Here is a 13,698-nt window from a genome sequence, read left to right as displayed (position 1 = left end):
ATAACTGTAGAAAATAATGATTTTCTTTCATCACTTAAACTACATTTTCTAAAAAATAATCGCATCATTAGCGAAACAATTATATATGTACAATAAAATAAAAGGAGTTTTTTTATAATATGAAGCCTAATCGTTCAAACTCAACCATCCATATATTTCTAACTTTTGTTGCTATCTGTTTTCTAGCAACAGGAGGAATATTCGTTAAATTAAGCTCTTTACCACCTATAAATACTGGCTTTTACCGAGTACTTTTTTCTATTCCCATGTTACTCCCTCTTATCAAAAAAGAAGACATCCAATTAAGTAAAAAACAAATTTTAACTATTGTGCTGGCTGGTGCTTTTCTAGCTGGAGACTTAACACTATGGAATATTTCTTTCTCATATACAAGTGTTGCAAATGCAAATTTACTTGCCAATTTAACCCCCTTTACAGTAATTCCTTTTAGCTACTTTTTCTTTAAAGAAAAAATGACTAAGCGTTTTTTTCTAGGAAGCATCATTACCTTTTTAGGTGTTATAATTTTAACGGGAAATAGATTAACCCTAACATCAGATAGATTATTAGGGGATCTTCTAAGTATCATAACTTCTGCTTTCTACGCTATGTTTATGCTGACTGTTTACAAACTTAGAAATTATATTAAAAGCAATGTTATTATGTTCATTAGTGCTTTTGGAAGTTTACTAATTCTAGGAATTGTTATCTTTTTTACAGAAGGTTTTCATATTCCACATAACTTTTCTGAACTTTGGCCACTATTGGCACTTGCACTTATTTCTCAAATTATTGGTCAAGGACTATTAGCTTTTTGCCTTGGAAAGGTAAATGCCAGTCTCTTATCACTAATTACATTATCTCAGCCAGTTATAGCCGCTATCTATGCATGGATTGCATTCCAAGAAAGTTTAGACACACAATCAATGATTGCGATTTTGATTACTTTAGCCGGAGTTTATTTAGCTAAGACACAAACTAAACAATAAAATAAGTGGAAAAGCAAGCAATTTCTTATGCTTGCTTTTTATGACAACTATTTCACTCCATTTCTTAAACATCAAGCAATATTTGTTGGTCTTTTTGAATCTGGGTATTCTCATTAAATTTTGTCAAAGCTGCATCAATAACTTCAATCTCTGCTTCTTGTTCCACTAATGGGGCAAGGAGGTCATATTTTGCCTTGACCAACTGATAATCCTCTTCCTTTGGAAAGACTTTCTCAACTTCAACTTTCGCTACTTGTAACTTATCTTTTAGGTCCTTTACCATCTCTTCTGTCTTTTCTTGGTCATCAATAATATGATCAATAGCATTACTAATCCGTTGAATGGTTCCCACGTCTGATTTCAAATCAAGGGCGACTGTATATTGGTTATCACCTACAATCATTAAAGAAATAGTCTCTGGCAAGGGCTCACTAGGACCTCGAGTTGTCATTTTTAAATCAAATCCTCTAAATGTGGCAAGTGTTCTGACTTCCTTCGTTTCTGAGCGGTTATAGGTAATAAGTTTACGCATGTAGTCCCCTGCTTCAGCACGATTATCCTTTTCCTGATTGTCAAATCGCATGACAAAGTCTAAGTGCTTAGTTGCGAGGGATTGAGCAATATCCTTATCATATTGACTCAATCGTTTTTCCATGATAGGGACGTACTTCTCGCAATAGGAAACGGTATGGCGGTATTCATCTTTGGAGCGGTTAAAGGCTCGTTTTTGATTTTCTAACACCGTTAGTTCATTTTCCAACTCCATTTTGAGTTTGAGATAGGGATTACCAGTCGCTAAAGCCTTAAAATCAGAAGCTGTCATGGTTTGTTCATCAATGTCTTCTGCTGCTCGAATAGGTTCTTTAGATGTCATAATTTGTTTAATATAACGCAACTTATTTTCCTGTGTTGCCCACAAATAATTATCAAAAGAACCTTTTGTAATATAATGATAAATCTCTACATTTTGGTGCAAATTACCTTGTCTAATCAAACGTCCATTGCGTTGCTGGATGTCAGAGGGACGCCAGGGAACATCCAAATGGTGGACAGCTTTCATTCGTGATTGCACGTTTAGACCTGTTCCGCCTTTTTCCGTCGAAGCCATGAGAATCCGTACTTCACCACTATTGACCTTACGAGATAAGGAGTTTTTCTTCTCATCGGTATTGGCATCATGCACAAAAGCAATCTGCTCTTTTGGAATCCCTCGATCCACAAGAAGATCTTTGAGTTCATTGTAAACATCAAAACCTTCTTCTTTACTTCTAGGCGTTCCAATATCAGAGAAAATCATCTGAGTTGCTTTATCACCTTCGCCCTCACGGTAAATCCGATCAACATTATCAACGACTTGAAGGATTTTCTGATTGTCCGCTAAAGTATAAGCAGGGTCAATCAACCGCATATCAATAGCTAGTTTTCTGGCTTCACCAGTTATCTTTAACATGTTATCGGCACTAGGATCAACACTACCTGACTTGATAGCGTCTGAACGCTCGACCAACTCTTCTAAATAGTATTTCTGAGCTTGCGTTAATTCGCTTTCCACCGCAGTTATCTTAGCTTCTGGAACAGGTAAATCAAGCATGTCTGAAGTCTGAATATCAGCAGTTTCCTTGTAGATTCGCATGAGCTCAGGCAGGTTCACAAACTTCTTAAAGCGTTTCTTGGGTTGGTACTTATCCCCTGTTGGGGCAAGCTCCATTGAGTTTTCGATGTTCCCAAAAGCTCCAACCCACGAATCAAAATTGGATACCTGATATCGTTCTAAGACATCTGGCTGAATGTAATTCATCATGGTATAAAGTTCGCTGATAGAATTGGATACGGGTGTTCCTGTCGCAAAAACGACATTTCTATCTCCATGCTCTGCCTGAACCTGTCTCACCTTCATCTCCATATCCACATTCTTTTTAGAAGTGGTATTGGTAATGCCCGCGATATTACCAAGTCCAGTAATGGGCCTGATATTCTTGAAGTGATGAGCCTCATCCACAAAGAGAAAATCAATACCAAGGTTTTCAAATTCAATAAAGGTATCTCGCTCCAGTTTTTGGAGTTCTTCCAATTGGTGTTCCAATCCCTTGATGGAGCGCTCTGCTTCTTTAACTGTATAGTCAGAATCACTTCCTAACTTAATCTCTCGGAGTTGCTCTAGCTTATCGTGAATATAGGTGACCTGCTTCTCACGACTCATGGGGATTTTTTCAAACTGGGAATCCCCAATGACAATGGCATCATAGTCTCCTGTGATAATGCGTGATACAAATTGCTTGCGTTTGGCTTTGGCAAAGTCCTTCTTGGTGGTCACATAGACTTTCTTGGTTGGGAAAAATTTCATGATTTCTTGACCAAACTGGGCAGTCAAACTAGAAGGAACTACATAAAGAGGTTTATGCACCATCCCTAATTCTTTCAATTTGAAACCAGCTCCAAGCATGGTTAAGGTCTTTCCAGAACCGACTTCGTGAGCTAGTAGGGCACGTTTTTCCTCCACAATCCGTTGAATGGCATTCTTTTGGTGAGGACGTAAGGAAATATTCTGGGCAAGCCCATCGATGGTTAAATGACTGCCATCATGGACCTTGGATACCGTGCGATTATAAAGACTGTTATAGGTGTCTTCAATCATTTGTTGAACTTCAGGATACATTGACACAAAGTCTTGAAAGAGTTCTTGTAGGTGTGTTTCCTTAGCACGAAGAACCGTTGTTTTCTCGACATCGGTCACATCCTTTTTCTTGTCTCCTTCGACAATTTGTTTTGTGATAGTCGGTTGATTGGAATTAAGGAGGTTTTCAAAGATTTTTCGGCCACTATCATAGCGTGAGGCAGGGACACCTAAACTCCTGTCCGTTGCGTTGGAATAGGTGTAGGCAAACTTAGATTGGTAAGTGATGACTCCGTCAATGGGACTAACTTCAAGAACTGTCGCCACCTCTTGGTCAGAAAGCTCATAAGTTTTCCCCATAAAGGTTTCTTGGGCAAATTTCCCATAGACCGCCAGTGGAATCCAGCGTGAACCGATCCGATAATCAATATCTGCCAAAGTAATGCGTGCTGGTTTGACCGCTTCTAAAAGTCTTGCATAGTGCGTCCAGTCAAAATCGCGATTGTCTTGTTTAATGAATAGGTCCACCACTTCTAACTTGGTGATGACATCACCTGACAGAAAGTCTTGGCGAGAAACATAGGTCAGCTCCCCATTCAAATACTTCTCAGGATCAGGCATAATAAGGTCTCCTAGCTCCTCAATCAAGGTCATCTTAGAATCCACCTGATAAATGGACATCATATAAGCGACATCAACACCACGACCGTCAGCCAGGCTAGAATTTAAGGCATCAAGGGCTGTATGGACTGCTTTAACCTCTTTTTCAGGACGCACCAAAGCCTTTTCAAAGGCAAGGGATTTGGTGTAGATAACGGTTTTTCCACTTGGATCCAGACTTTCATCTTCCAAACTAGCAAGAAGTGAATACTTATCATCACTATCAAAAAGATTGCGATTAACAGCACTATTCAAATACCCATAGCGTTTGACAAAGCTATCATAGGTACGATTGAGTTTGCCTAACAAGTGGTTAAAGGTCTCCTTATCGTAGTCATAATAGCGTTGAATGGCAATGACCTCTTGGTAAGCATTACGAATGTCTACCATTCCTTTGATTCGTGCCACTTCTTTATCAGACAGAGGAGCTTCATAGAAAACTGTCTTTTTATAATAACCCTTAAACTGATCACGTTTGGCTGCATCATCGGTCACATAAACATCCAGAGCAGTGCTATCAGTCACCTCTAAGCTATTAAATCTATCAATCTGTTTTTGGGAATGTTTGGTGTCCCATGCTTTGAAGTTGCCTTCTTCATCGACATAGTAACTGATTTCTTCCGTCTTGGTTCCGACTCGAATGCCTTTGTTATCTCGATAGTAAACTGTAGAACCCTGGTAACCAAAACTGTACTGACCTAGATTCTCCCTCATTTCAGCTGGAATGGAGGTATCAATGACTTGTTTGGTCAACACATCTGGATTGATAATGATTTCATTTCTATCAATCACTCTTGCGGCCTTTACCTGATTCAGAGCAGTCTGAACGATTGCAATTATGTTATCCGTTTTTCCCTTAACAGAAAGAGTTCCACCGTTAAAGTTTCTGACTTCATAGGTTCCTAGAACTTGGCGATTGTATTCTCCATCAAAGTAAGGATTGAGCCAAATTCGGTCATCCTTGTCATAACGAATGGAACCTGAAAAGGCTAGGTCAGCTGCCACATATCCTTTGTCCAAGTGCTTCTGGAAGAACAACATATCTGTTGTAACATTGGTTCCTGCAATGGCCTTAAAAGCAGTATCTGGTAAACGCACACCACCAAGAAACTCGGTTGTCTCACGAATATCTTGAAGAATATTCTCCGTCCGTTTATCCATGGTTCCTGTGGAGGAGATAATAGTCACTTGCCCACCATCATGCACCAAATCAAGCGACTTCTTCACAAAATAGTCATGAATCATATAAGGCTTATCGTACTTGTTATCTGCAATCCGAATATTAGCAAACGGTACATTTGAAATTACCAAATCAAAGCTATTATCATTAAAAGCAACTGTCTCAAAGCCTTTGACTTCTATATGCGCATTTGGATGAAGGTGTTTGGCAATAGCTCCTGTAATGGTATCTAACTCCACACCGTATAACTCACTTTTTTCTCTCAAATGTGCTGGAATCGTCGCAAAGAAATTCCCTGTTCCCATGGAAGGATCTAGGATTTTACCACCTGTAAAGCCATCTCTTTCCAACTTATCCCACATCTGACGGATAAGGGCAGGGTCTGTGTAATAGGCAGTCAGAGAGGACTGTTTCATATCTGAGTACTCTTTATCTGTGACTAAGTTCTTGAGCTCGTTCCGTTCCTTAGAAAATTTAGGATTATAGTCATCAAAAAAATCATTGGCGAGTCCGCCCTAACCCACATACTTGGCCAAAAGTTCTTGTTCACTTGGTGAAGCATTGCGGTGCTCTACTTCTAGATTTTTTACCAATCGAATAGCGGCTATATTTGTCTCCACCTTATCTCTAGCTGTCTTAGGGTAAAAGTCTGTCAGATCTTCTGGAAAGTGAAAATCAACAGTAGGAATGGTTTCAACGACATCAGCTACCTCTGAATCAGTCTCCATCTCAATACTTTCTGGTACTTTCTCTTCTATTGCATTGACTGGTTTTGCTGTCATCATCACTTGAGAAACTGGCTCTTTTTGTTCTTCCATATCCATAAAGGAAAAGAGATCTAATTCCTGACTGGTTTGCTCCATCTCTTCTTTTTCTTCGACAGAAGGAACATGGAGAGCTTGGGTGATGTCGTCTAGTGTCCGTAAGAAAAGGACTGGATTTTGTTCAATCAAATCCGTGAAATCATTTTGTAATTCAATCCGAATGAGGTCATTAACCCCTGACTCTTCTATGGCTATCACCTTAAAGTCTTGTCCCTTATAAGTTACCATAGAGTCAAGGGGAAAACGTTCAAGAGCTTCTTGTAGGATAGGATTGTTGGGGGTTGGCTGAGGAATGGACATTTCAGCCTCAGTTTGAATAAAGGTGTCCCTCCAGTCTTTAAAGACAAGGTCTGGAGTTTCCTGTTTTTCTGCTTCAAAAGTTCTAGCTTCTTCCAAAGATAAGTCTTCGTGTAAAAAGCCATAAGCAACTGGTCTTAAATCTTCCAAATCCAGCTGACTGGTCAAGAAAAATTCAACCTTTTCATGGCTAAGTCCCATCTGAAGCAATTCTGTCGCAAGAGCTAGTTGAGTTACTGTGGCTTTGGGATAGCCACCTAATAATGCAAGGTCCGCATTTTCCAAACGGAAGCGACCTGCTGCATCTAGCAAAAGCCCATGTTGATTCTCATCAAAGCTCGTCAAGTCTATCCCTAAACTGGTGAGCTTTTCCGTATTCTCTGTTAAAATTGTTTGCCCAATCTCACCTAAAAGAGCTTCTTCTTGTATCGTTAAAGGACGCTGAAGTTTATAAACTGTCCCATCTGCTTCCAAATACGTCAGAAGCGTGTCACCTTCATAGATTGGGGTTATTTCCATCTCATGATCAAAATCCCCACGTCTAAGGTTCGGAAGTTTAGGGAGGTCGTTTCGTACCTGGTCAAAATGGCTCAGTATCTCAAATTTCTGAGTCAAATTCAATTTCTCATAAGCTGGTAAGTATTCTGTTTGACCCGTTCGAAAATCCAGTTGCGACAGGTCTTCATCAAGGCTTGCAATCATGATAAAGCCTTCTTCTCGAAAAGTAATCTCTTGAAGTGGTTCTGGTCCTATGACTTCTTTCTCTTCTTCAATAACTTTTGGTTTCACTGCCTCTGCTTCTGGTTCATAGCTCAAAAGAAACTGTTCAATATCACGACTGATACGGTCAGACAGGTTATTAGCCACACGGTACACATTGACTAAGTTTGCGGCTCTGCCTTTTTCCAACAGAGAGGATACTGAAATGGACTGATAAGCGCCTTCTTGGTCTAAGAGTTGAAAGCGAGTCGCCAGGTTAAAGAGGGCAACCTCAATCACTAAGGCTTTCTCATTGGTTGATAATTGGGGTAACTTATTTAGTCCAGCCTGACCAAATGTTTGCGTATAGGTGAGTAAGTCATGAGCTGCTTCAAATGGACTAGCTGCCACAAAGGCAGAGACATCCGTCTCAAACTGAACCACTTGAACAAGTGGTTTGACCTCTCCCCTATGGGTCGTAAAGTGTTGGATCAGACTGTCCCAGTCCTCATCAAAATGGGCTGCCTGATAACGTAAAAAAGATTCTAAAAGGCTGGGGTCACGTGGCAATCTTGCCCGCAACATCTCTAGTAAGTGTTCTTGATTCATGCTTCCCTCCAATCAAAAATGAGCTGAGAGGTATTCTCAGCCCACTGCTTTAATCTAGGACCAAGGCTCTTTGGTCTTTTTCTTGTGGCAACTTATCCATTAAAGTCGTCACATAGTGTTGTAAGAAATCACTTTTCTGGTCCAATAAGTCTTTCTGTAAAGCCATGTAGGTCACATCTCCAAAATAATCTTGGCTGGTTAGGGTTAAATCTTTTTGGAGAATGTCCTGCAAGGTCTCTAAGGTGAGAGACGAATAATCATCCTCATCCAAAACCTCATACCGAGCAAGGGTGTCCGAAATGTTGTTGGACGCTATCACTTCCATGATGAAACTAGCTCCCTCCCCTGTTCGATAGAGTTTCTCCAACAAATCGGTCAGCTCTTCTTGAAGCTGTTCCTGATATCCTTCTGCCTTTAGGCGTAAATCATCACTAACCAAAGGCAAGTCATCTATTGCCATAAAGTCACGATAGAGGGTATCAAGTAGTGACATATTATCAACACTTAACTCCATGGCTAGAAAGGCTTTAACCATATCTTCATAGTTTTCTCGTGCCATCTCTGAAAATGTCTTAGAAATGGTTTCATAGTTCCAAGTCATAGCTTCTCTCCTTACGCTGATGTTGAGTTGGCCATAAACCTTGTTGTACTTCTTCAAGATCCGTTAGCCCATCACTATCCGTGTCACTGCTCAAGGGATTGGTTCCTAGATCTAGTTCCACAGCGTCCGTTAAGCCATCCTGGTCAGAATCCGTATTGTAAATCGTTTTAGGTTCCATCTAGTTGTCCTCCATTTTCCGCTTTGAAAAGCCATAAGCTAAGCCTAAAAGAAGCCCTCCACCAACAAGCGCCAAGAGAGACTGACTCTCCCCTGTATTTGGGAGAACACTAGCAAGAACTGGTGGCTCAGGAGTCTCAACTGGTGGTTGTGATGGTGCTGGCTGATTTGGAGTTGGTGGTTCTGGTTCAGGGGTGTGCGTCTTAACGGTGTTTGAACTGATGGTATAACCATTAACAGTATGAAGCACTGTATTTTCCACCTCACCTGAAGCGATTCGTGTCATCTGCAAGTAAACATCTGCTTGAAATTCAGATTTTTCTGCGAGACTTTCTAAAAAATCTTTATCAAAGCGAATGGTGACTGTGCCTTTTGAAGTATCCACCTCTTGTAGCGTGTACTTGGTCACTTCTGTACCTTTTGGTAGAACACTTCCATCTTTTAGGGTGACATCCACCAAAGTATAAGCCTTGTAGACACCATTATAGGCATCGTGACTTTCATCGTAATCATCGTTAAAACGATAGTCAATGAGCGGTGTCGCACGATTAGCTGGAATGCGTGCCCCTACTAAGCGATAGTTAAAGACCTGATTCATAGCAAGACTTTTGCCATCAAGGCTCTTCTCCTTTTGAGACAAATCAACCACCACATCTTTTTGTGGATCTAGTTTTGGAACATTATTGACCACGGTTTCTGTCACATAGGCCATGCCAAAGTCAATCTGATAAGCCGTATTTTCATACTTGCCACCAGTCTTTGTCAGCTCATTCTTAATGGTCATCGGCAGTGTCACGACTAAAGTTTGACCTGTTTTAACATAAGTCTCGTAAAAGGCTTTTGAATCATCGGCACTTAAGACTTGAATGGCTCCTTTGGGTGTAAACTGGCGTTTGGCCATAGCTTCTTGAATGACTTGGGGGCTTCTGATAGGCTGGCGTAGGTTTTAACAGAGACACCTTTGACAAGATTGCCTGACTTATCCATGATGTGAACACCATCTGGATTTAAAGTCAGAGCTTCTTCGGGATAGTCATCTACCATGTAGAAACCTTTAGCAAGGGTATCATCTGTCACTACCAAGTCCTTGTACTGACTGTAATCCAGAACCATTTTATAGTAATTGATGGTATTAGGAAGAATGGTCTTGCCATCAATTGTGCTACCTGCTTTATTAGTATTAGACTTGTGTGGGGTAACTTTGGGTACATGATTAGTCACCGTGTTGGTCTTATAGGCTTGCCCAAAGTCCACTTGATAAGCCACATTATCATAAGACTTCCCTGAATGAAGCATGGATTCACGAACGGTCATAGGCAGTGTAATAGTAATGTTTTGTCCCTTAGTCACATAAGTATCATAAAAGACTTGAGGCTCTTCTGCCATAAAGACTTGGAAGGCTCCTTTAGGCTCAATCTTTCGTTTAGAAAGGGCTGCTTGTAGGTTTTTAGGCGCTTCTGATAAGCTAGAATAAGTTTTCACTGTAACACCTGATACTGCTTTACCATCAGATGTGGTTAGCTGAATCGCTGTTTCATCTGGTAATAGGGCTTCTTCGGGATAATCATCTACAAAGTAAAATCCTTGTGCAATTTGAGTCTTATCTGCTTTAATGCCTCGGTATTGGTCCAAGTCCCATGACAGCGTATAATGGTTTTTAGTTCCCACAAGCATGGGCTTCCCATTGATGTCCACCTTATCCTTATTCAGGTTTTGTTTCTTAGGCTCTGGAGAAACAAGGGTATTGGTCACTTCCTTGGTTTCGTAGCCATTGCCAAAATCGACTTGATAAGCCTTATTCTTGTAGTTAACAGTTTGACCATAAAGACTCTCTTTAACGGTCATTTTGGTTAGCAGTTCCAATGAAGTTCCTGTTTTAACGTACTGGTCATAGAAGGCTTGGTTATCGTGAGGCATGAAAACTTGAAAGGCCCCTTTTGGTGTGATCTTGGCACGAGCCAGTTTGTCTTGAAGGTCTTTAGGAGCATCCTTTATAGAAGCGTAAGCTTTGACAGAAATTCCTGACACAGACTTGCCATCACGAGTGGTGATGACTGTTCCCTGATCCACTAAATCCAGCACATCTTCAGGGTAGTCGTCCACAAAGAAGAAGCCACGTGCAATGGTCTCTTTAGAAGAGCTATCTCCCTTGTATTGGTCTAAATCCCAAGTCAAACGGTAGTGATTGGTGGTTCCTAAAGCAACCACGGTATCGTTAATGACGACACCGTCCTCATTTTCATTGCATTTCTGAGGTACAATGTGGCTGGTCGTATCTCCATCATCTGGTGTCCGAATGGTTACAACATTTGAAGTGACGGTATAAGCATTTGGTGTTCCCTTGTTCATCAAGAGCTTATAGCTGTTGGAATAAGTGGCCCCATCATTTTGAACAGTTCCATAAAGTTTTGGGGCAGTCAGTTGATAAACCTTGGTTAAGTCTTTATTAACCTCCTGCAACAAGTTTTCCTTGGCAGTTAAGGTCACAAAGTTCTTTTCCTGATTAAAGGTCACCTCATAGTTTCCGTTCTCCACTTGTGTTTTTTCCTTATCAAACACATAGCCTGCTGGCAGGTAGTCTTCGAAAGTAAGGCTTGTTGTTTTGGCACGATTGGAAGAAAAAGCGTCTACTGTCAGTGGGTAAATAACAGTTGAAGCCTTTGCGACTATTTTGCCATGAAGATTAGTTTGGTCTGTATTCACCACTTTTTTCATAATTTCGGGCGTTGTTGTCAGACGGTAGTCATGGTAGTGAACCATTGGCACTTGTGGTGCTTTGGGCAAGGGTTTTGAAGTAGGAATTTTCGGCGAAGTGACCTTTGTTAAGGTCAAGCTAGGTTGTGTCACTTTCTCTAGTGGTTTCTCTTTAAAAGTCACATGTGGCTCAGGTGTAAACGTCTTTGGTGTGAAAGTTTTTGGCACCACCTTAATCGGATCAGGTACGGGATCCAGTTTTGGGGTCACATATGGTTTAGGACTATACGGTTTAACAGTCCGTGCGACGGGCAAAGTATTTAAAGCAAACCAATAGGTCTTTCCACCCACCTGCATCGGCATGTCTCCCTGCCCAAAAGTCACTGTATAGGTATTCCCTGATGTGACGGTTGAGACAATTGCACCTTTATAGGCATAGCGACTAGAAGTCGTATCCCATTCCTCTGACAACTTCAAATCACTGGTACGGTTTGAACCTAGTGAACGAGCCAAGCCTTCATTTGTCACTTGAATCGTTGAGCCACTGATAGGCACAAATTTACCAGACGAATCCTTTACATATTCCAGACCGATATCATTATGATTCAGTGAGGAGTGGGTAAAGACACCTGGTTTTTCCTTAGTGAAAGCTACTTGCGTTCCATCTTCTAGGAAATACTTGGCTTTAACACGAAACTCCATCTTATCGGTTCGCCAATTTCCTGTTCCATCATTTCGGTAAGCGATAAAACCTTCTGTTGGATCGTTTGGCACGACTAACTGCACTGCATTGGTGCCCGTTGGCGAAACAAGATTAGTAATATCATAAGTGATACGACTAATCCTCTTTCCATCAAATCGGGCATTTTGTAAGTTTTGATAAGTGAAGCTTAAGGTTTCACCTGTCTTAAAAGAGTCATATACAAAGAAGCCTGTGGAATCTAAGATGTTAGAATAGCCTCCAAGCATGGCATCGCCTTTCGCAATAATACGGTCTGGATTGCGGGTATTCGTTCCATGTTTAGCTTGTGGTTCTCCATTATTCAAATTTAGGGCTTGAGCAAGGGCTTCTGAAATATAGCCCTCTTCTCCTTTAGAAATCTCCGCTAAATCACGTTTGTATCGGTCCATTTCTTTTGCATTATAAGCGTCAATGGCTTCATTTTCTTTCTTTGCGGCTTCTTCTTTTTCCTTGTTGCGTTTGGTGATAGCTGCAATTTCATCCGCACGATCTGTGGCCAATTTCTGCTGGTTGTTATTGTACTCATCAACAGCAGCTTGACCGGCTTTGTTTTCATCATCAATTGCTTTTTGCCCGGCTTGATTTCGCTTGTCAATCGCTTCATTATCAGCCTTTGCCTTAGCTAACCCAGCTTCATTTTCCTTTTGAGTAGCCAGGTTCTTTGCGACAAGGGCGTCTGCGGCTTTTTTCTTGGTCACATATTCTGCAAGATTATCCTTATTTTTCTGATTAATAGTAGCTACTGAAGATATGTAATCCTGATAGCCTGAAACAGTCGAGCCATCTCCTGACGATACCGTTTGAGCCGTTACGGTCACATTAGCAGACTTATCTTGACACTTCAATTCCGAAATTGTGCTATCCACCGAATTGTTTAAGGTGTTTCCTGCTTGAGTCGCTTCTTTGTGACTGGTCTCTAACGTGGCATTCTGTGATTCAACACGTGTTTTATCTTGTTCATAGGTTGCTTTAGCAGATTTGTAGGTCTCTGTGACCTTAGAAATCTCCTCAGCTTGTTTGGTAGCATCGGCCTCTGCCTTGTTTAATTGTTGGTTAGTCTCGCCAGCTGATGTCGTGTTGCCCAAATCCAGTGGTTGGTCTTGAACAGTCTTGACACCTTCTGCTTTCGCTTGATTGACAGCTTGGGTCACTGTATCATGTGGAACAGTTACAGTAATCGCACCATCTGTTTGACCAGTTGAAGCAAGACTCTTCGTCTGTTCCACAACTGGTGCTGGCTGTGCTTGAGCTAAATTGGTGGCAGGATTTTCCGTTCGTTGAATGATGTTATCCTGTGGTGTCGTTACTTCGTCAGCCTGCGCCACTGCACCGCCCCATGCGACAATAGCTGTCACCATGGTTCCAAGAGCTACCGAACACAGTGTGCGATACTTCTTACTTTTACGAAAGACGTGTTTCTCGCCTTTTTCCTGATTCACTAAAAAGTGATGATGACATTGTTTTGTCATAACTAATCCTTCTTTTCTTTTGATAAGTAGCAACAAACTGTCACTCTTTCCCCATCATAAAAAAGAAGGCTTGATTTTGGTATCACATCAAGTATGAGAATAGTAAACTGTATATATAACATCTAAAAATGTTGCTTTCGTGC

Annotated in this window: 3 protein-coding genes and 4 pseudogenes; 1 reads left to right on the top strand and 6 read right to left on the bottom strand. The window is 41.0% G+C overall.

Translation table 11 applies throughout. The annotated features are described in order from the left end of the window. Positions 1-119 precede the first annotated feature (119 nt). Positions 120-989 carry a DMT family transporter gene (locus H8787_RS05130; protein WP_039676633.1) on the top strand — a complete coding sequence of 290 codons (870 nt, stop codon included), beginning with the start codon at positions 120-122 and terminating at the stop codon, positions 987-989. 64 nt (positions 990-1,053) lie between these two features. On the opposite strand, the pseudogene H8787_RS05125 reads toward H8787_RS05130, so the two are convergent. From H8787_RS05125 to H8787_RS05110, 6 genes and pseudogenes are all read right to left on the bottom strand, one after another. Continuing rightward, positions 1,054-6,147 (bottom strand): annotated as a pseudogene (locus tag H8787_RS05125) (SNF2-related protein); the annotation flags it as partial. 449 nt (positions 6,148-6,596) lie between these two features. Beyond that, positions 6,597-7,299, bottom strand: a pseudogene (locus H8787_RS10280) (hypothetical protein); the annotation flags it as partial. Positions 7,300-7,355: 56 nt separating this feature from the next. Continuing rightward, a pseudogene (locus tag H8787_RS10275) lies at positions 7,356-7,872 on the bottom strand (hypothetical protein); the annotation flags it as partial. Between the two features lie 49 nt (positions 7,873-7,921). Continuing rightward, the gene (locus H8787_RS05120; protein ID WP_049481185.1) at positions 7,922-8,473 is read right to left on the bottom strand and encodes a hypothetical protein; all 552 of its coding nucleotides are present in this window, start codon (positions 8,471-8,473) and stop codon (positions 7,922-7,924) included. Then, the gene (locus tag H8787_RS05115; protein ID WP_007518250.1) at positions 8,457-8,651 is read right to left on the bottom strand and encodes a thrombospondin type 3 repeat-containing protein; all 195 of its coding nucleotides are present in this window, start codon (positions 8,649-8,651) and stop codon (positions 8,457-8,459) included. The genes H8787_RS05120 and H8787_RS05115 overlap by 17 nt, the downstream gene beginning before the upstream one ends. Beyond that, positions 8,652-13,555, bottom strand: a pseudogene (locus tag H8787_RS05110) (SspB-related isopeptide-forming adhesin). Positions 13,556-13,698: the final 143 nt, after the last annotated feature.

The sequence above is a fragment of the Streptococcus sp. NSJ-72 genome, assembly GCF_014334035.1.
Lineage (GTDB): Bacteria > Bacillota > Bacilli > Lactobacillales > Streptococcaceae > Streptococcus > Streptococcus constellatus.
Note: the sequence above shows the minus strand (reverse complement) of the source record. Positions and strands in the feature narration are given on the sequence as shown.

Excerpts from the sequence above, each read along its gene's own strand:
- H8787_RS05120 (WP_049481185.1), bottom strand. The coding sequence starts at position 8,473 with ATGACTTGGAACTATGAAACCATTTCTAAGACATTTTCAGAGATGGCA.
- H8787_RS05130 (WP_039676633.1), top strand. The coding sequence starts at position 120 with ATGAAGCCTAATCGTTCAAACTCAACCATCCATATATTTCTAACTTTT.
- H8787_RS05115 (WP_007518250.1), bottom strand. The coding sequence starts at position 8,651 with ATGGAACCTAAAACGATTTACAATACGGATTCTGACCAGGATGGCTTA.